Genomic DNA, 20,318 nt, shown 5'->3' with positions numbered 1-20,318 from the left:
CAAATTAGGACTGTTTAAAATGCTTCATATTGTTTCTGAACTAATGACTGCCGATCCATTTGCAGTACATCACCAGTCAACCGTTAAAGAAGTGCACGACTTGATGCGCGAGAAAAACATTCGCCATATTCCTGTGATCGATGCACAGGGTATTTTAAAAGGCATGCTGACACAAAAGATCATGGTCGCACAAGTAATGAAAATTATGGCAACCTTTGGCCCTAATGCGATTGAAAGAAAGGAAAAACAAATCATTGCCCAAGACATTATGGCAACTGACTTTGCCAGTATTCGGCCGGAGCAATCACTCAGTGAAGTGGCACAGTTTTTTGCAAAAAACCGTCATGGTTGTATGCCTGTAGTCGACGAAGAAGGAAAGCTACTGGGGATTTTAACCTCATCTGACTTTGTCAGACTTGCAGCGGCCCTTTTGTCTTAATCCCTAAGCTATTTTAAGAACAAAAAAGGAGGCTTAGCCTCCTTTTTCAATGAACTTATGGCTTATAGCCTATGTAAAAGCTTACGCTTTTGCTTGTAGCGTTCTTGCTACGGTACGCATACCTAATGTTGTCGCACCAGCAGACCATAAGCTACCAGCGCTGTTTTGGAATGAAGCGGCTAGATCGATGTGTACCCAACCTTGACCTTCATTTGGTACAAAGCGCGATAAGAAACCCGCAGCATTCGATGCACCGCCGAAGCCGCCACCTTTTTGCGCTCGGCTATTAGCAGTGTCAGCGTAAGGTGAAGGACAGTTGTTTTGGTGCCACTTTTCAAGTGGTAATGGCCAAGCTGCTTCAAACTCATCTTCAGCGAACTGCTGAACTTCAGATACTAATGCTTTATCAAGACCGAATAATGCATTGTATTCTTGGCCTACGGCAACCAATGCAGCACCCGTTAACGTTGCCGCATCAATGATCAATGGTGCCCCCGTTTCACCAGCGGCCATTAGACCATCAGCCAGAACTAAGCGTCCTTCAGCGTCCGTATTTACGATCTCAACTGTTGTGCCGTTTTTATAAGTAAGAATATCACCTAGCTTGTATGCATGACCTGAAATTAAGTTTTCCGCACAACATAAGAACAGCTTGATGCGTTTGTCGATGCCGCGTTGAATGGCAATCGCTAAACCCGCAGTCACTGTGGCCGCTCCCCCCATGTCGCACTTCATTGATAACATGCCTTCACTAGGTTTAATTGAGTAACCACCTGAATCAAACGTAATGCCTTTACCTACAAGCGCAGCACTTACAGGCGCGTCTTCGTCACCTGTTGGGTTGTAATCAAGTTCAAGTAATACCGGCGGGCGTTCACTACCACGACCTACTTCGTGGATACCGATCCACTGATGTTCAAGTAGTGCGTTGCCTTTGATGATGTTGTAACTCACATGCTCAGGCGCTAGAGATTGAATAAACTCAGCCGCTTTGCTCGCTAGACTCTCAGGGTAAACATCTTCAGCCGTGCCGTTAATCATCTGTCGCGTCCAAGTTGCCGCATTTTTTAATGCAGCAAGTTCAACTAAATCTGACTGTTCATTGTCAACAAACTCAACACCATCAAGTTGCTTAGCAGTGACAAAACCTTGATAGAAAGCCCACTGTGATTCAGTGCACCAAGCTTCACTTTGTAATACCACTTGCTTAATACCTTGTTGAGAAAGGCTACGCGCTGCTTTTTGTACTAATTTAAGTGTTTCGTTTTGCTGCAGGTGAACAATGGCACCAAGTTGATCAAACGATAGTAATGCATCAGCACTCCATGGCGCTGTAGGTGCTTGTTCACTGATGCGAACAATGAATTTATCAGACATAGATTGTGTTCTCTTATACGCTTATTAGTAGCATTAAGTGTACACTAGCACCGAGTATCACCCAACCTATTGCGATTAAACAATGAAGTTCACGCCAAAGCTCGAAAAAGCCACCTTAACAAAGCGCTATAAACGCTTTTTAGTCGATCTAGAAACACCTAATCAAGCATTTACAGTTCATTGTGCTAATACAGGAAAAATGACCGGCTGTGCTGATCCAGGCTTTAATGCTTACTACTCAACCAGTGATAATCCTAAACGAAAATATGCTCACTCGTTAGAACTCACTGAGAATTCAGCAGGCGACCTTATTTGTGTGAATACCGCGATTGCAAACAAAATGGCGATTGAAGGTATAGAACAAGGTACAATTTCTGAATTGCATGGCTATGCGCATTTGCAACCCGAAGTGAAATACGGACAAGAAAATAGTCGCATTGATATTTTGCTTGAAGATGAACACAAGCCACTTTGCTATGTTGAAGTCAAATCAGTCACTTTATTAGAAGACGGACAAGGTTACTTTCCCGATACTCAAACTGTTCGCGGTCAAAAACACCTCAGAGAATTAATAAACATTACCCAACAAGGACATCGCGCTGTACTACTATTTATGGTGATGCATACGGGTATAAAGTCTGTAAAGGCAGCAGCCCATCTTGACTCTAAATACGCGCAATTGCTGAATGACGCACAGACTGCAGGCGTAGAAGTTATCGCTTATAACTGTGAAATAAGCCCGCAGAAAATAATCCTAAAGCACAAAATTCCCGTACTTAACTCTTGAATTAGTCATCTAAGCCCCCATATAGCCTGCCAATATTAAGTTGTTCTCTTAATCTGGCACCTACTGTATTTAACCAACCCACAGTAAAAAAGGTTTGCTTAGGGGAGCATATTTTGCTATTTATAGCCGCCGGCGATAGCCGCCGTTATGTTAAGGATTTAGGAGAATGCTATGCCAGACCAAAAAAAATTAGGGTTATTGGCTCAAGCCGGTTTACAACCATATCAAGAACAACCGGGCGAAGAATACATGAATGATGCACAACGTGCGCATTTCAAGAAGATTTTAGAAGCATGGCGTTTAGACCTTCGTAATGAAGTAGACAGAACAATGAACCATATGCAGGATGAAGCGGCAAACTTCCCTGATCCGGTTGACCGTGCTGCGCAAGAAGAAGAATTCTCTTTAGAGTTGCGTACCCGAGATAGAGAAAGAAAACTCATCAAGAAAATCGAAAAAACACTCAACTTAATCGAAGAAGATGACTTCGGTTACTGTGAGTCGTGCGGCATTGAGATCGGTATTCGTCGTCTTGAGGCTCGTCCAACTGCAGACCTATGCGTAGACTGTAAAACGATAGCTGAAATTAAAGAGAAACAGAACGGCCGCGCTTAATTACGGTATATGCATAGCGAAGCATTGTCCATTTCAGGGGGCTATCGAGGCCGATTTGCCCCTTCGCCTTCGGGCTCCCTTCACTTCGGCTCACTCGTCGCCGCTCTTGCCAGTTATTTAGACGCCAAAATACATCAAGGCTCGTGGCTTGTACGAATAGAAGACATAGACACACCTCGCGTCGTGAAAGGTGCTGATAGTGCCATCTTAACTGCTCTAGAAAAGTTTGGTTTACATTGGGACGAACAAGTTGAGTACCAAAGTCAACGTCACGCGCTTTATCAAGACACCCTATCACAGCTTAAACCCGATCTTTACGCCTGTAACTGTACACGTAAAATGATCAAACAAGCGGGTGGGCTGTATCAAGGCCATTGTAAATCACTTGCACTGGACTTTAATGATCATGCTATTCGTTTAACGCAAACGCATCCGGTTTATCAATTTACTGATTTACTACAAGGTCAGGTAAATGTACCCCATGCTTTGGCTGACGAAGACTATATTGTCAAACGTCGCGATGGCTTATTTGCCTATCAGTTAGTAGTCGTGGTTGATGATATTGAACAAAAGATCAGTCGTGTTGTACGTGGTGCCGATTTAATAGAGCCCACAGCAAGACAAATTAGCCTATTTAAACAGCTCGGTTACACAGTCCCTGAATATGCACATATACCTTTAGTTGTAACTGAGCCTGGCTTTAAACTCTCAAAACAAAATCATGCTCCCGCAATCAATATTAATGACCCGATCCCTGAATTATTGCGAGCATTAAGCTTTTTAGGACTCGACGTCAATGATGACATGAAACTCAGTAATGTTGATGAAATTTTGACTTGGGCAAGTACACAGTTTTCTCTTGCCGTTATTCCAAATGAACTCGAAAAGAGCATCAAAGTATAACTGGTTGCAATTCAAGCACATTCACACCTGATAACGATACACTAAACCCACTTTTAGATCAGTTTATTTCTTCTCCTAGCTTAATTTTTTAGTGACGCTAGTATATTATTAGCCACTTTAATTTTACCTATATAAGCTGAGCTGTGGTTAAGAGATTTTCTAATTTATTGATATTGAATTAGTAAACGTTTTTTCAGTCTGCAGCCGGAAACTTTTAGGGATAACAAGGCGAATTTACGCGTCAATAGCTGGCCTATTGCAAGTAAATTCAACGTAGTTAGCGTTAAAAGTAACCGCTGGAGATAGATTTATTATCCAGAGCTCAGGTTATTAAATAGGTCACCAACTGAGCGTTTTAGGAGACGGGTCATTATTTCCAAGCTAATTAACATGTGCAAAAAGTGGGTCAAGCCAGACTCAGCAGATGCACACCATACAACCTCGGCAACACCCGCTTTAATCACTCGTGCCGAGCATGGTATCTCGCGCAAGCAATTTAGCCCGAATGCCATCAAAGTTTTGTATCGCTTGAAAGATGGTGGCTACGACGCTTACCTCGTTGGTGGTTGTATTCGTGATATTTTAATGGGGATCCAGCCAAAAGATTTCGACGTTGTTACCAATGCTACACCAGAAGAAATCAAAAAATTATTTAGAAATTGTCGCCTGATCGGCCGTAGGTTCCGCTTAGCGCACATCGTTTTTGGGCGAGAAATTATTGAAGTCGCCACCATGCGCGGCCATCATGAAGCCGATGAGCGCAAAAATGCGACCAGCCAATCAAGCGAACATGGCCAACTGCTCCGTGACAATGTATACGGCAGCATCGAAGAAGATGCTCAACGTCGCGATTTCTCAATAAATGCCCTTTATTACTCGATTAATGACTTTAGCATCCATGATTTTGCACGTGGTGTCGAAGCTATTAACGCGCGTAAAATTGAACTGATTGGCGACCCTGAAACTCGTTACCGTGAAGATCCAGTGCGTATGTTACGTGCGGTACGCTTTGCAACCAAGCTCGACATGGAAATTGCGCCTGGCACGAAAAAACCTATTTTTAAGCTCGCTGATTTACTGGGTAATATTCCACCTGCGCGCTTGTTCGAAGAAACACTAAAACTATTTTTAAATGGCAAAGCGGTTGAAAACTACTTACAGCTTCGTGAATTTAGCCTATTCAAACAGTTATTCCCTGCATTAGATGAAATCTTAGAGCAGAGTGAAACCGGCTTTGAAGCGCGCTTTATTGAGCAAATGTTTGCCAATACCGATACGCGTATTAATCAAGATAAAAAAGTCACGCCAGCATTTGTCTATGCAGCGTTACTTTGGTTCCCGCTGCAACAACGTACTCAACAGATCATCGAGCAACAAGGCATGTCAGAGTTTGACGCTTTCAATCAGGCTATGAATCAGGTGTTGAGCCAAAATGCCCAGCACGTGTCTGTGCCAAAACGCTTTACATTAGGTGCACGTGATATCTGGCATATTCAAATGCGTTTAGACAAACGCTCAGGTCAACGCGCTTATCGCTTAAGCCTGCAGCCTCGTTTTAAAGCCGCTTATGACTTCTTACTGCTGCGCGTAGAAAGTGGCGAAGACGCTCAGCAAGCGTTAGCTGACTGGTGGACTGAATATTTAAAATCAGATGTCACAGGTCAAAAAGAGCTTGTCAAAAACTTAGGCCAGTCTGATAGCAAAAAGCCGCGTCGCCGTTACCGCAGAAAGCCAAAGAAAAAAACAGGTGATGCATGATCCCAGTTTATATTGGCTTAGGTGCCAACCTTGAAGCACCTGTTGCACAGCTGCACAACGCGGTTAAAGCCCTAAGTACACTTGTTGACTGTGAGCTTGAAAAAGTTTCACAGTTTTATTCATCTAAGCCTATGGGGCCGCAAGATCAGCCTGATTATGTTAATGCCGTCGTATTACTCAATACCACGCTTGCACCAGAAGCTCTACTTGATAAATTACAACGCATTGAACTTGAACAAGGTCGTCAGCGTAAAAATGAACGCTGGGGCCCAAGAACCCTAGATTTAGATATTTTGCTATTTGGCGAGCAAACCATAAACACCGAGCGCTTAACCGTGCCGCATTATGGTCTATGTGAACGTGAGTTTGTGGTATATCCACTATTAGAAATCTCACCTGAACTTAAGCTCCCCAATGGTAATACACTGGCTGATATCGCTCAGCAAGTGCCACTCAATGGTTTAATACCGTTAGAGTTGAATTAAATTAACCCTAAGAGGAACAACATGGCTAAAGTGACCGTCTCTACACTGGCTAAAATGAAACAAGAAAAACAAAAAATTACCGCATTAACGGCTTATGATGCGAGTTTCTCTCAGCTTTTTCACAACCAAGGTGTTGATGTTGTTTTGGTTGGTGATTCACTGGGCATGGTTTTGCAAGGCGGTGACGACACGCTTGCAGTTACCACTGATGACATTGCCTATCACACCAAATGTGTTCGCGCAGGATCAAAAGATTTATTTGTGATCGCAGATATGCCATTTATGAGCTATGCCAACGTAGAACAAGCTTGTAACAATGCTGCACAGTTGATGCGTGCTGGTGCAAATATGGTGAAGTTAGAAGGTGGTGAGTGGTTACATGACAGCATTCGTACACTTACTCAGCAAGGCATTCCAGTATGTGGTCATTTAGGCTTAACACCGCAGTCTGTTCACGTATTCGGTGGTTTTAAAATTCAGGGCCGAAAGTCTGAGCAAGCAGATAAAATGGTTGCAGACGCACAAGCACTAGAAGCTGCTGGCGCACAACTGCTGGTCATTGAGTGTATTCCTTCAGCGCTGGCTAAACGCATCACTGAGTCTGTAAACATTCCTGTGATTGGTATTGGTGCAGGCAAAGACACTGATGGCCAAATCTTAGTGATGCATGACCTTGTGGGTATTTCAGCGGGTTACATTCCTAAGTTTTCGAAAAACTTCTTAGCCGAAACAGGCAACATGCACGATGCAGTTAAAAAATACTGTGATGACGTTAAGTCAGGTGCCTTCCCAAGTAGTGAGCACGAGTTTAACTAATGCAGTCAGTCAGTGAAATAAAATCGCTTCGCAGCCAAATTAAGGCTTGGCGTCAACAAGGCTTAAGTATTGCGTTTGTACCAACCATGGGCAATCTTCATCAAGGCCACTTTTCACTTGTTGAAAAAGCGAAAACGCTTGCGGATAAAGTAGTTGTAAGTATTTTCGTCAATCCAATGCAATTTGGTGCCAACGAAGATTTAGACAGCTACCCAAGAACATTAGACGCCGACAAACAAGGTCTTGCTGAAATTGGTACGGCGCTCGTGTTTACGCCGACTGTTGATGTTATGTATCCAAATGGCCTGGATGCGCAAAGTTACGTAGACGTACCTGATGTTTCTATGGGCTATTGCGGTGGTGCGCGACCTGGTCATTTCAAAGGCGTAGCAACCGTCGTTACCAAGCTATTCAATATGGTACAGCCAGATTTTGCTTTTTTTGGTGAGAAAGACTTTCAACAGTTGCAGGTTATTCGCGCTATGGTTCGAGACCTGTCTATGCCAATTGAAATCATTGGTGTACCAACACAGCGAGAAGTGTCTGGGCTGGCGATGAGCTCTCGTAATGGTTATTTATCAGAACAAGAGAAAGACACAGCCAAAGTGTTGTATCAAACCCTGTTAAATGCGGGTCAATCGCTTGAGCAAGGCAACAAAGCGTTCGAGGCGATTGAACTTGAAGCAAAACAAACACTTGAACAGGCTGGTTTAAAACCTGATTACTTTGCCATTGCTGAAAAAGACAATTTAAAACCTGCTACACTTGAAACAAAAGAGTTTGTTATTCTTGCGGCCGCTTTCTTAGGTAAAGTGAGACTGATCGATAACTTACAAGTTTCTGCGTAGAAGGATAATTAAAAATGAAAGCTTTGCTTATTGTCGTCTCTGTTTTGTTAGTGGGCTGTGGAGCAACCAGCAGTGAACTCAATCAATGTGCACAACAAAACTATCAATGTGAAAGTAACTGTGCGCAGCGTCATACTGAAAACACGCTAGGGCATCAGATCTGTAGCAATGAGTGTATTGACGGTTACAACAGCTGTAAGGCCGAAACCGAAGCTTTACTAAATAAAACTTTAAACTAATTTTTCAGACAAAAAAAACCGCTGAACTTCAGCGGTTTTTTATTTTTAATCTATTCGATTAAAGAAGACCTAGCTTCTTCATTTCTGTAGCAGCAACCTTGCTAGGAAGTGGTACATAACCATCTTTCTCTACGATTTGCTGACCTTCTCTAGAAAGTACCATCTTTAAGAATTCAGCTTCGATTGGTGAAAGTGGTTTGTTAGGGTGCTTGTTCACGTAAACGTATAAGAAACGTGATAGTGGGTATTTGCCCTTAGAAACATTATCTAAAGTTGCATCTACGAACTTATCACCCTTTTTCGCTAGTGGTACAGTACGAACACCTGAAGTCTTATAACCAATGCCTGAGTAACCAATTGCATTGATTGAAGAAGAGATAGACTGTACTACTGATGCAGAACCTGGTTGCTCATTTACGTTATTACGGAAGTCACCTTTACATAGTGCTTTCTTTTTGAAGTAACCATAAGTACCCGATACAGAGTTACGACCATAAAGCTGTACGTCTTTACCAGACCAGTCACCGTTAAGGCCTACATCACCCCAACGGTTGATTTCACCGTCAGCACCACACTTACGTGTTGAAGAGAAGATTGCATCAACTTGGTCAATACGAAGACCTTTGATTGGGTTATCTTTATGTACAAATACTGCTAATGCATCAATTGCTACACGTACTTCAGTTGGCTTGTAACCGTAGCGCTTTTCAAACGCTTCGATTTCTTTTGATTTCATCTTACGGCTCATAGGACCGAAGTTTGCAGTGGCTTCAGTTAATGCCGGTGGCGCAGTTGAAGAACCCGCTGCTTGAATTTGGATATTTACGTTTGGGTAAATACGTTTATATTCTTCAGCCCAAAAAGTCATCATGTTTGCAAGCGTATCAGAACCTACAGATGAGAAGTTACCTGAGATGCCGCTTGTTTTGTTGTACATAGGTAGCTTTTCATCTAAAGCTGATGCTGGTGTTGATAAAAGAGTTGTTACCGCTACACCCATTGCAGCTACTAAACTTTTAAATTTCATTTGGGTTTCTCCAGTTGTTCGTCCCAATTAGTTAACGAGGTTCATTTTGCAGCGATTAAATGACAGTTAAATTACTTAAAAATGACAATTTTATGACCACTGTTTTATTTATTGTCATAATCAGCAATACGTGTTTTTGGAAAAGCAAAAGAAAAACAAGAACCTTTGCCTACTTCACTGCTGATATCTAAATGTGAATCATGACGCGTTAATACATGTTTAGTGATAGCTAAACCTAACCCTGAGCCACCGGTTTTACGACTTCTTGCTTTATCAACTCGATAAAAGCGCTCAGTCAATCGATTAATATGCTCAGGGGCTATGCCATCGCCATTATCATTGACCGAAAAATACGCTTGATCATCTTTTATTTGCCATTGCACATGAATATTGCCGTTTGGTTTAGTGTAGTGCACCGCATTGAACACCAAATTCGAAAACGCGCTACGCAACTCATCCGGTGCACCGACAATATCAAGATCAGGGTCAACATCGAAACTGATCTCATGTCCTTTTTCTTTATTCAGGGAATTTGCTTCGGTCGCAATCAGTGCCAACATATCAGGCACTCTAACCGGTTTGTCATTATCGTATTTACGTGCTCCTTCTATACGAGAAAGCGACAGTAATTGATTGACCAAGCTATCCATACGATGACATTGCTCTATCATAGTCTGATGTGCTTTCGCCCACATTGATGGCGGTGGCAGATTCTCTTCGTCCATCATTTCTAAGTAGCCAGTCACTACCGTCAGCGGCGTACGAAGCTCATGGGATACATTGGCAACAAAATCTTTACGCATCTGCTCTAACTGCTTAAGCCGAGAGATATCGCGCACCACCATCATAAGCTGGCCCGCATAAGGCATTACCCTAAATTCAAGGGTTTGCTCTTGATTATGCGATACCTCAAGCTCTAATGGCTCATCGAACTTTTGCTTGTTCATGTATTTAGCAAATTTTGGATCCCGCACTAGGTTATCTAAGCGCTGACCATGATCGGTTGGCCATTGCAGTCCCAATACTTTCAGTGCAAGCTGATTACACCAAATAATGCTTAAGTCTGTTTGTAATACCACGACCGCATCAGGAACCGCTTCTGCACCTTCACGAAAACGACGGATCAACTCAGCCAACTCATTACGCTTTTTACGATTACGATGCTGAAGATGGTAGATCCCTTCGAAAATCTGCTCCCACGCCCCCTCACCTTCCGGCGGATTAAAACTGCGCTGATTGAGCAACCAATCACTGAGTCGATAGAGTTGATGATAATGCCAAAGTAACAGCGCGAGCGCGCCTAAAAACAGCAAGATGAAAGGTGCGCCAATTAAAACGCCCACTAAAGCCAGTGGTATAAAATACAAAAACAGGCGTTTAACTAACGCCTGTTTATTTATTACTCGATACATAAATACAGTGTATCCAAAGCTGAGTGCTTACATTTTACTAGAAAAACGGTAACCTGCACCGCGAACTGTTTGCACAAGTCTATCATGACCTAGCGGTGCAATTGCCTTACGCAAACGTCTAATATGCACATCCACAGTGCGATCTTCAACATATACGTTAGTGCCCCAAACATGATCTAATAATTGCTCACGGCTGTAAACCCGCTCAGGGTGCGTCATAAAGAAATGTAGTAAACGGAATTCTGTTGGACCCATGTCTAATTCATTACCTGCCGATGTGACTCGGTGAGAAATAGGGTCTAAACGCAAACCGTGCACTTCAATCGCTTCTTCAAGTGAAGTTGGAGACACACGACGAATAACCGCCTTAATACGTGCCATTAATTCTTTAGGAGAGAAAGGCTTAGTAACATAGTCGTCTGCACCTACCTCAAGTCCTTTTACTTTGTCTTCTTCTTCACCGCGTGCAGTTAACATGATGATAGGGATCTGACGCGTGAATTCGCTTTGCTTAAACTTTTTCGCAATTTGAATACCGCTGCCACCCGGAAGCATCCAGTCTAATAAAACCATATCAGGGTATGGCTCTACCATTGCAGCCATAGCCGAATCATAATCTTCAGCTTCTATTGCCTGAAATCCATTTTGCTCCAATACGAAAACCAACATTTCTCTGATTGGTGCTTCATCATCAACTACAAGTACTTTACGTGACATTCCCACAGTTCTCTTCGATTTACCCAAGTTGGTTTCATTATTATGACTTAGTATGACAGTTTTATGAAAAAATAATCCGATCTTAAAAAGAAATATTTATCAGGTCATATAAATGACAAAATACATTATTCCATAAAGAACAATAATTTATGGGAATTCCCTTGTTATTTAAGCAGCTATTTTAAAACCACTTAAATCAGATCTATTTTTACATCAGTTTACTGAAACCAAGTTTAATTGATCGGATCACGCAAATACGCACTGATTAAATAGAGATCAACTTTTGACTAAGTAGCGCACTGAGAGATCAGTTTTATACCAACAGCAGTCGTATTAAGGATCTCAATTTGGATCTTGATACACAGTTTTAGGGTTGTTTTGAGTGTAAATTACTCGACAAGTTAGTAAGAAATCGATCCCAGATCGCGTAAGTTGGTAAGATCTTGATCCTAAATATCGGGAATTCAGATCTAGATTAGTAAAATACTGATCCAAAAAAGCCCCAATACTGGGGCTTAATATAAAATCAGCTAGACTTGGTTATTACTTGATCTGTGGATCAAGCTCACCTGATAAATATTTCAGGTGCATGTCGTCTAGTGAAATTGGTTTGATCTTCGCTGCATTACCTGCAGTGCCAAACGCTTCATAACGCGCCACACAAATCTCAGTCATCGCTTTCGTCGCTTCAGCTAAGAATTTTCTTGGGTCAAAGTTAGACGGGTTATGAGCTAGGTGACGACGGATAGCCCCTGTTGATGCTAAACGTAAGTCTGTATCGATGTTTACTTTACGCACACCGTACTTGATACCTTCTACGATTTGATCAACTGGTACACCGTAAGTTTCAGGGATCTCACCACCAAACTCATTGATAACCGCTAACCACTCTTGCGGTACAGAAGAAGATCCGTGCATTACTAAATGTGTATCAGGAATACGTGCGTGGATCTCTTTAATGCGATTGATTGCTAAGATGTCACCTGTTGGTGGACGTGTAAACTTGTAAGCACCGTGTGATGTACCACAGGCAATTGCTAACGCATCTACGCCTGTCCTCTTAACGAAGTCAGCAGCTTCTTCAGGATCGGTAAGTAGTTGGTCTTCAGTTAGTTTACCTTCAGCTCCAATGCCATCTTCTTCACCAGCTTCACCTGTTTCTAGTGAACCAAGTACACCTAGTTCACCCTCAACAGACACGCCACACGCATGTGCCATTTCAACTGTACGACGTGTTACTTCTACGTTGTATTCATATGAAGAAGGTGTTTTACCATCTTCCATTAATGAACCATCCATCATCACTGATGAGAAACCTAATTGGATAGAACGCTGACATACACCTGGAGATGTACCGTGATCTTGATGCATAACAACTGGAATATGTGGCCATTCTTCAACAGCCGCTAAAATCATGTGGCGAATGAAAGGTGCGCCTGCATAAGCACGTGCGCCTGCAGAACCTTGAACGATTACTGGGCTGTTTGTTTTATCAGCCGCTTCCATGATGGCACGCATCTGCTCTTGGTTGTTTACGTTGAACGCTGGAACGCCGTAATCATGCTCTGCTGCATGATCAAGAAGTTGACGCATACTGATTAAAGCCATTTTGCTTTCTCCAATAGTCGATAGCTTTGCTATCTAGTTTGAACGGATATATCGAAAGTAGCCTTTCGCTAGTTGCTACTGATTTTTTATTTACCTTAACCTGAGTGAGAGTGATTAAGATAAAAAGGCCAGCAAAAGCTGGCCTGAAAAACTGTTACGCGTTTGCTCTTTTCTCAAGCATAGCAACAGCTGGTAGTTTTTTCCCTTCTAAGAATTCTAAGAAAGCACCACCACCTGTTGAAATGTAGGAAATTTCATCAGCAACGCCATATTTGTCGATTGCAGCCAATGTGTCACCGCCACCTGCAATTGAGAAGGCGTTAGACCTTGCAATTGCATTGGCAATCGCTTCAGTACCATTACCAAACTGGTCAAATTCGAAAACACCCACAGGGCCATTCCAGACAACCGTGCCTGCATTTTCAATGATTTTAGTCAGAGTTTGTGCTGTATCAGGACCGATATCGAAGATCATGTCTTCATCAGATACTTCAGTCACATCTTTGATTATTGCCACTGCAGATTCAGAAAACTCATTACCCACAACGACATCTGTTGGTACTGGAATGTCACCATCATTAGCACGCGCTGCTGCTGTCAATTTGTTTGCTTCGTCGATTAAGTCGGCCTCAAAAAGTGACTTACCAACAGGGAGGCCGGCTGCCGCCACAAAAGTATTTGCAATACCGCCACCAGCAACTAACTGATCAACCACAGTTGATAGTGAATCAAGTACAGTCAGTTTAGTCGATACTTTAGAACCACCTACAATCGCTACAAGTGGGCGTGCTGGGTTATCAAGTGCTTTACCTAGTGCATCAAGTTCTGCCGCTAACAGTGGGCCCGCACACGCAACTTCTGCAAATAAGCCAACGCCATGCGTAGACGCTTGAGCACGGTGAGCTGTACCGAATGCATCCATCACGTATACGTCACATAATGCAGCAAGCTGTTGAGCAAGTGCTTCGTCGTCTTTCTTTTCACCGACATTGAAGCGTACGTTTTCAAATACAACCACCTCATTGTCGGCAACTTCAACGCCATTTAGGTAATCTTTTTCTAAACGTACGTTTTGCTCTAACGCCTCGTTTAGGTAATCAACCACTGGCTGAAGTGAGAATTCTTCATTGTATTCGCCCTCAGTTGGACGACCAAGGTGAGACATCACCATCACTTTTGCACCTTTTTCAAGTGCAAGTTTAATAGTCGGAAGTGAAGCGCGAATACGCGCATCAGACGTTACTTTGCCGTCTTTTACTGGCACGTTTAAATCTTCACGAATTAAAACACGCTTGCCTGATAAATCTAGATCCGCCATTTTGATGACTGACATTGATGTCTCCTTTAAGAACGATACTGGGTAATAGCTTTGTTGTTATTTAGCGGCCATCATGGCCTCAGCGGTGTCGAGCATACGGTTCGCAAACCCCCACTCGTTATCACACCATACTAAAAGTTTTACTAACCTTTTATGACTGACACGTGTTTGCGTGCCGTCAATGATACAAGAATGTGCATCATGGTTAAAATCTACCGACACCAAAGGCTCTTCGGTATAACTTAAAATATTTTCTAATCGGCCTTGTGTATTAGCCTGAATTGCTTGATTTATTTTATCTAAATCAACGTCTTGATTTAGCGTAACACTTAAATCCATGGCCGTCACATTTATCGTCGGAACACGTACTGCGATGGCTTCAAAGCGACCTTCAAATTTAGGCAAGATGCGCTCAATACCACGGGCTAATTTAGTGTCGACTGGAATAATTGACTGACTCGCTGCACGAGTACGGCGCAAATCACTGTGATATGCATCGATCACTTGCTGGTCGTGCATCGACGCATGGATCGTGGTAATAGCACCCGACTCAATACCAAAGGCATCATCAAGGACTTTGATCACAGGTACAATACAGTTTGTTGTACAAGAACCATTAGAAACAATTGTGTGCTCAGCTTTAAGTTCTTCTTCGTTAATGCCATACACTATGGTTGCATCAACATCTGCATCGGCAGGTTGAGAGAATAAAACTTTTTTAGCACCTGCTTTTAGGTGTTTTTGAGCGTCTAGTCGACTATGAAAAACGCCGGTACACTCAAGTACCACATCAACTTGCAAAGCCTGCCAAGGTAAGTGAGCTGGATCTGACTCACTAAACAATTGGATCTTATCGCCATTTACTTCTAAGAAAGGGGCATCATGCGAAACCGAATAAGCAAAACGACCATGAGAGGTATCATATTTAAGTAAATGCGCAACGGCTTTGGGATCGGCTAATTCGTTAATAGCCACGATTTCAATATCTTGATGGCGGCCTGATTCATATAATGCACGCACAACATTGCGTCCAATACGACCAAACCCATTTATTGCCAGTTTTATTGCCATTAAGTTGTGGACCTAGCTAAATGCAGAGACAGGAAAATAACTTCCTAAAAGATGGCGCTATTGTAATCGACATAGGCAAATTATGTATACACTTGCGCGAAAAAAAATCTTACATCAAGGCTGAAAGTTTTAGTGGTTTGCCCGCCCCAATTTTATTTATTAAGACTAACAACAACTCGGCAGTTGCTAGGGCATCGGTGAGTGCATTGTGGACTTCATAGTCTGGTAGTTGATAACGAGCCCGACAATTCGCCAGAGTCAGGCTGTCTTGATGTAATTCGGTGTTCTGCTTTAATTGACGCCTTTTCTCTATTTGCATTGTGTCGATAATGGCCAAAGGGAGTGCCTCTAAACCTAACGCTTTGCTATTTACTTGAATAAACCCCCAGTCTATATAAGCGTTGTGGCACACTAATACCTTACCGTGCAAAACGGCGCATAACTCTTTCATTAACACCTTAAGAGATACCCCTTCATTAAGCGTTTGCTCATCAATACCATGAAAAACTGGACTCTGTTCTAACTGCTTCACATCACTATTAATGATGTGCCTCGCACTTTTTAATTGAATTCTGTCACTGCGCATCGTCACCCAAGCCGCCGATACAATTTCATGTACTTTAGGATCAAGCCCTGTGAGTTCAAGATCCAAAACCACAAACTCCACTTCATCAAGTGACTTGCCTTTGGCTTTTAAATAGCGAAGCGCTTTTTGTACTAACTTCTGCATTTACAAACAGCCTCTGGCAAACTTAAACGCGCAGGCTTGCTGTGCTTGCTTAATCAGATAAAACGCTTCTTTTAACTGATGTTTTTCTAAAGAGGTAGGCATTTCAGGGTCAATACAATTGCCCGGCAAGCCCTCTTTATTCAATTGTGTTTTGAGTCGTAATTGCGTCAGGTAACGCCAACAATCTTTGAGGTTATAAATATCTTTAGCACTTATCAGTATTGGCCCGCCTTACTCCAGCTTTTAGTGCATAGAGCCTTGCAATATCATTGATGATCACAACACCGCGCTTTTTCAGATCCAAATACTTGTGCTTAGAATCACTTTTCTCAAGCTTAAATTGCTGGAATAAGCCAATCGGTACTGAGTTCGCGTTAATATCTGTGGCCATGGCAGCAAAGAAGAGTTCATTTTTGCTTATTCTTTCCAGCGACACACATAAATCGCTATATAGCTCATGAACCATCAATAAAGCGTAGATCAAAAAAGATCTTACAGTTCAACATGGCTTGTGGCGTGGGGGATTTGATCCATTTAAAAAATCGCTCTGACCACTCATTTAAGGTACCGCAACACTCAGGGTTACTTGCCATAATATTACCAGGACAACGCTTAATACCGCATTCAATCAGTTGCTCACAAACAAATTCACCCATCCCTTTGAAATAAGAGCTTTGCGCTTCGGTTAAATTGTTCGGTAGCAATAAGCCATTGCCTTGGTCTGAATGCAAAGTCTGCTCTTCACGAGCTTGTGAACCAAAACAAATAAAACTAAACGCACATGGCGCTGTACCATGCTCTTGCTGATAAATACGAATTAATCGACTGGTCAGTGCATCAGTCAGGCCACTTAATAGTTTGCCCATAACCGAGATATCATCAATGTTATGAGAAAAGCTCTTTAATAATGCAGGGATCTCTTGTGCATACAGGCGTAACTGCTGAACAGATGTCGCTTTATAAATCCGGCCAATAAGTTGTACCGGATCGCTTTTTTGCTGGCGCAACAAGTCTGTACTAGTCAACATACCCAGTGGTGTGTAATTTTCATCGAGTACAGGCAAATGATGTATGTTGTGTTTAAGCATTAAATACAAAGCTGAAAACACCCGATTATTTTCGAAGATGAATTTTGGCTTGCCCGTCATGACCTGATTTATTGCAATATTAGGGTCGACATCTTTGGCCAGAACACGATTTCGCAAGTCTCTATCAGTGAGCACCCCGATAAGACTGTCTTGCTCGGTTACCATAATTGAAGAGACCCCATGATCACTCATTTTCACCGCGGCATCACGAATTGATGCATCTGGCCCGAGTGTTATTGCCTTTCTGGTCAATAGCTCACTGATTTTTTCTCAGACCAGTTATCACTTTTCTGCTGATAATGAGATGACAGTAAACGATTAGCATGAGCGCGCACAAAGAGTTGTTCGAACGCCTTATATTCACGACGTAAATAGTCAAAACTGGTTTGGTTTAAGATGTAGATTAAATCGGGAGTCGACACCTCTATGCGGTTTTGAATGGCATCGCCGGTGAGTAAAGACGGAAATCCAAAATAGTCACCTTCTGCAATTTGCGTGATCACTTCCTCTTTGGCATTGACCTGAGCGGACTAAGTATAAATTTGGCTCAGTTGATTTTAGCCACTGCGACTGGTTGTCTTTGTTTAAGTAAACAATTTCTAAATGGGACACAAAATAGTAGGTCGCCGCTTCTGTTAATTGGCTAAATGGCGCCTGTAAGGCAACAAATTTTGCGACTTCAGCAACTTCTGGGGTCATGCTCTACTCCTAAGTCACCCGCCTATAAACAACTAAAAAAATGAAAAGAGAGGACTGTTAGTGTTTACGCTTAGGTATGAATCGTTTTAGCAAAATGCTGCTATAAAACCGAATTTATAGAAATGTAAAAACAGCACTTTGCTAAAACGAATAAAAGCCCAGCCTTGCCGGCTGAGCTTTGTGCTTATTCGCTCAAATATTAGTGGGCGTGTACCTCACCTGAGCCTTTAGGGTTACGAATACTGTCAACCATGTCTTGAACTTCTTTTGGTGTTTCAGCAGTTAGTTTAAGAACAACCGCAGCAACGATGAAGTTAACTAGCATACCGATGATACCAATCCCCTCTGGAGAGATACCGAATAACCAGTTTGTTGGTGCATTAAGTTCAGGGCTGATGAACTTGAAGTAAATGATATAAGCCGCTGTGAAGCCAATACCTGTGATCATACCTGCAATCGCACCTTCTTTATTCATCTTCTTAGAGAAGATACCCATGATGATTGCTGGGAAGAAGCTCGCTGCAGCTAGGCCGAATGCAAATGCCACAACTGAAGCCACAAATCCTGGCGGGTTGATACCGAAGTAAGCTGAGATTGCAATTGCTATCATCGACGCTAAACGCGCAGCTAGTAGCTCTTGTTTATCACTGATATCTGGTTTCAGCGTACGCTTAAGTAAATCATGCGATACCGAGGTTGAAATTACCAGCAGTAGACCCGCTGTGGTTGATAGTGCTGCTGCAATACCACCCGCTGCGACTAATGCAATAACCCAAGCAGGCAGATTCGCAATCTCTGGGTTCGCAAGTACCATGATGTCACGGTCAATCTTCACTTCGTTAGCACTGTTTGGATCTGAGATCTTACCTGCAGAGTACTGCATCTTGCCATCGCCATTCTTATCTTCGAATGTGATCAGGCCTGTTCTTTCCCAGTTTTTAACCCAAGCTGGTGCTTCTTCATATAACGTACCGCTACCATCTTTACCATTGATTGTGTCAATCATGTTTACACGCGCAAATGATGCAACCGCAGGTGATGTTGTATAAACAATCGCGATGAATACAAGCGTCCATGCTGCTGAGATGCGCGTATCTTTTACTTTTGGTACTGTGAAGAAACGAACGATTACGTGAGGTAGACCCGCTGTACCTACCATAAGTGCTGCAGTGATAGCGAATACATCGATCATGCTTTTAGAGCCTTCGGTATACTGAGAGAAACCCAGCTCGGTACTTAGTCCATCGAGTTTATCGAGCATGTATACGCCCGAGCCATCGGCTAAAGTTGCACCAAAACCTGTTTGCGGTAATAAATGACCAGTCATCATCAGTGAAATGAATATAGCAGGTACTAAATAAGCAAATACTAAAACACAGTACTGAGCAACCTGCGTATACGTGATACCTTTCATACCACCTAATACTGCATAGAAAAATACGATAACCATACCAATGTAAACGCCGGTCTCAATGTCTACTTCTAAGAAGCGAGAAAATACAACACCTACACCACGCATTTGGCCTGCGATATATGTGAAACAGATAAAGATTGCACACAAGATAGCTACTACTCGGGCAACTTGAGAGTAATAACGATCTCCTATGAAATCTGGCACCGTAAATTTACCAAACTTACGAAGATAGGGTGCGAGACAAAGTGCCAGTAGTACATAACCACCTGTCCAACCCATTAGATAAACACCACCGTCGTAACCGGCGAAAGAAATAATACCCGCCATTGAAATGAATGATGCTGCACTCATCCAGTCTGCGGCTGTTGCCATACCGTTGGCTACAGGTGGTACACCACCGCCAGCAACATAGAACTCTTTCGTTGAACCCGCACGAGCCCAAATTGCGATGCCGACATAGAGCGCAAAGCTCAAGCCAACAATAATAAAGGTAAGAATCTTAACATCCATCTTCGTGCTCCTTATTCATCTACGCCGTATTTTTTATCAAGCGTATCCATTTTGAACACGTAGACAAAAATCAAAGCTACAAAGGTGTAAATTGCGCCTTGCTGTGAAAACCAAAAACCTAATTTGAATCCAAAAAAGCGAATTTCATTAAGTACATCTACAAGTAAAATGCCAAAACCAAATGACACTACAAACCATACTGTTAATAGCTTAAACATGAGGCTCAGATTCTCTGACCAATATGCTTTTGCTTGTTCTTCGTCTTTAAAAGCCATTTTTGTTGTCCCCTATCACTTGCCAATTAATTGGCTGTCTTGGTGTTAATCGTCACTATCTACATTAGCAACGCCCTTACAAGTTGAAATTGCTACCTTAGTCGCAACACCAAGTTAACGTTTACGTAAACTGCATATAAACACACTAAAAACATCAAACTTAATTATATTTAACAGTCACT

Annotated in this window: 19 protein-coding genes and 1 pseudogene; 9 read left to right on the top strand and 11 right to left on the bottom strand. The window is 42.4% G+C overall.

Features of this window, described 5'->3' with window-relative positions; genetic code table 11:
* Positions 1 to 19: 19 nt before the first annotated feature.
* Positions 20 to 439 carry a CBS domain-containing protein gene (locus tag CWB72_RS11680; protein WP_138566875.1) on the top strand — a complete coding sequence of 140 codons (420 nt, stop codon included), beginning with the start codon at positions 20 to 22 and terminating at the stop codon, positions 437 to 439.
* Positions 440 to 520: 81 nt separating this feature from the next.
* Here the strand turns inward: CWB72_RS11680 and pepB are convergent, their stop codons facing one another.
* Positions 521 to 1,816 (bottom strand): aminopeptidase PepB, encoded by a 1,296-nt coding sequence (gene pepB / locus CWB72_RS11675; RefSeq protein ID WP_138631569.1) that lies wholly within the window; start codon positions 1,814 to 1,816, stop codon positions 521 to 523.
* Between the two features lie 82 nt (positions 1,817 to 1,898).
* On the opposite strand from pepB, the gene sfsA reads away from it, so the two are divergent.
* From sfsA to CWB72_RS11635, 8 genes are all read left to right on the top strand, one after another.
* Positions 1,899 to 2,603, top strand: a complete 705-nt coding sequence (gene sfsA, locus CWB72_RS11670; RefSeq protein ID WP_138631567.1) for a DNA/RNA nuclease SfsA — start codon at positions 1,899 to 1,901, stop codon at positions 2,601 to 2,603.
* Positions 2,604 to 2,774: 171 nt separating this feature from the next.
* On the top strand, positions 2,775 to 3,218 hold the full coding sequence (gene dksA / locus CWB72_RS11665; RefSeq protein WP_130254634.1) for an RNA polymerase-binding protein DksA: 444 nt from the start codon (positions 2,775 to 2,777) through the stop codon (positions 3,216 to 3,218).
* Positions 3,219 to 3,227: 9 nt separating this feature from the next.
* Positions 3,228 to 4,121: a tRNA glutamyl-Q(34) synthetase GluQRS gene (gene gluQRS, locus CWB72_RS11660; RefSeq protein ID WP_138631565.1), complete on the top strand. Its 894-nt coding sequence runs from the start codon at positions 3,228 to 3,230 to the stop codon at positions 4,119 to 4,121.
* Positions 4,122 to 4,511: 390 nt separating this feature from the next.
* The gene (gene pcnB, locus CWB72_RS11655) at positions 4,512 to 5,879 is read left to right on the top strand and encodes a polynucleotide adenylyltransferase PcnB (RefSeq protein ID WP_138631563.1); all 1,368 of its coding nucleotides are present in this window, start codon (positions 4,512 to 4,514) and stop codon (positions 5,877 to 5,879) included.
* Positions 5,876 to 6,364, top strand: a complete 489-nt coding sequence (folK, locus tag CWB72_RS11650; protein WP_138631561.1) for a 2-amino-4-hydroxy-6-hydroxymethyldihydropteridine diphosphokinase — start codon at positions 5,876 to 5,878, stop codon at positions 6,362 to 6,364. Before pcnB ends, folK begins: the two co-directional genes overlap by 4 nt.
* A gap of 21 nt (positions 6,365 to 6,385) precedes the next feature.
* Entirely contained in the window at positions 6,386 to 7,180 is a 795-nt protein-coding gene (gene panB, locus CWB72_RS11645; RefSeq protein ID WP_138631559.1) for a 3-methyl-2-oxobutanoate hydroxymethyltransferase, read from the top strand.
* Positions 7,180 to 8,028, top strand: a complete 849-nt coding sequence (gene panC / locus CWB72_RS11640; protein WP_138631557.1) for a pantoate--beta-alanine ligase — start codon at positions 7,180 to 7,182, stop codon at positions 8,026 to 8,028. The genes panB and panC overlap by 1 nt, the downstream gene beginning before the upstream one ends.
* Before the next feature lie 14 nt (positions 8,029 to 8,042).
* Positions 8,043 to 8,267: a hypothetical protein gene (locus CWB72_RS11635; RefSeq protein WP_130254628.1), complete on the top strand. Its 225-nt coding sequence runs from the start codon at positions 8,043 to 8,045 to the stop codon at positions 8,265 to 8,267.
* Between the two features lie 58 nt (positions 8,268 to 8,325).
* On the opposite strand, the gene CWB72_RS11630 is transcribed toward CWB72_RS11635, so the two are convergent.
* The 10 genes and pseudogenes from CWB72_RS11630 to CWB72_RS11585 form a co-directional block, all read right to left on the bottom strand.
* Positions 8,326 to 9,294 carry a PstS family phosphate ABC transporter substrate-binding protein gene (locus CWB72_RS11630; RefSeq protein WP_130254627.1) on the bottom strand — a complete coding sequence of 323 codons (969 nt, stop codon included), beginning with the start codon at positions 9,292 to 9,294 and terminating at the stop codon, positions 8,326 to 8,328.
* A 104-nt stretch (positions 9,295 to 9,398) separates the two neighbouring features.
* Entirely contained in the window at positions 9,399 to 10,706 is a 1,308-nt protein-coding gene (gene phoR / locus CWB72_RS11625; RefSeq protein ID WP_138631555.1) for a phosphate regulon sensor histidine kinase PhoR, read from the bottom strand.
* A gap of 27 nt (positions 10,707 to 10,733) precedes the next feature.
* Positions 10,734 to 11,423, bottom strand: a complete 690-nt coding sequence (phoB, locus tag CWB72_RS11620) for a phosphate regulon transcriptional regulator PhoB (RefSeq protein WP_058028827.1) — start codon at positions 11,421 to 11,423, stop codon at positions 10,734 to 10,736.
* Positions 11,424 to 11,966: 543 nt separating this feature from the next.
* Entirely contained in the window at positions 11,967 to 13,031 is a 1,065-nt protein-coding gene (gene fba / locus CWB72_RS11615) for a class II fructose-bisphosphate aldolase (RefSeq protein ID WP_138631553.1), read from the bottom strand.
* Positions 13,032 to 13,185: 154 nt separating this feature from the next.
* On the bottom strand, positions 13,186 to 14,364 hold the full coding sequence (locus CWB72_RS11610) for a phosphoglycerate kinase (protein WP_138631551.1): 1,179 nt from the start codon (positions 14,362 to 14,364) through the stop codon (positions 13,186 to 13,188).
* Positions 14,365 to 14,406: 42 nt separating this feature from the next.
* On the bottom strand, positions 14,407 to 15,420 hold the full coding sequence (epd, locus tag CWB72_RS11605; RefSeq protein WP_138631549.1) for an erythrose-4-phosphate dehydrogenase: 1,014 nt from the start codon (positions 15,418 to 15,420) through the stop codon (positions 14,407 to 14,409).
* Positions 15,421 to 15,529: 109 nt separating this feature from the next.
* Positions 15,530 to 16,150, bottom strand: coding sequence for an exonuclease domain-containing protein (locus CWB72_RS11600; protein ID WP_138631547.1), 621 nt, complete (start codon positions 16,148 to 16,150; stop codon positions 15,530 to 15,532).
* Positions 16,151 to 17,937: pseudogene (locus CWB72_RS11595) on the bottom strand (DUF294 nucleotidyltransferase-like domain-containing protein). It abuts the gene before it with no gap.
* A gap of 199 nt (positions 17,938 to 18,136) precedes the next feature.
* Positions 18,137 to 19,861, bottom strand: a complete 1,725-nt coding sequence (locus CWB72_RS11590) for a sodium:solute symporter family protein (RefSeq protein ID WP_138631546.1) — start codon at positions 19,859 to 19,861, stop codon at positions 18,137 to 18,139.
* An 11-nt stretch (positions 19,862 to 19,872) separates the two neighbouring features.
* Positions 19,873 to 20,136 carry a DUF4212 domain-containing protein gene (locus tag CWB72_RS11585; protein WP_058028820.1) on the bottom strand — a complete coding sequence of 88 codons (264 nt, stop codon included), beginning with the start codon at positions 20,134 to 20,136 and terminating at the stop codon, positions 19,873 to 19,875.
* Between the last annotated feature and the right edge of the window lie 182 nt (positions 20,137 to 20,318).

Source organism: Pseudoalteromonas phenolica (assembly GCF_005886345.1).
In the GTDB taxonomy this organism is placed as follows: Bacteria; Pseudomonadota; Gammaproteobacteria; order Enterobacterales; family Alteromonadaceae; genus Pseudoalteromonas; species Pseudoalteromonas phenolica_A.
Note: the sequence above shows the minus strand (reverse complement) of the source record. Positions and strands in the feature narration are given on the sequence as shown.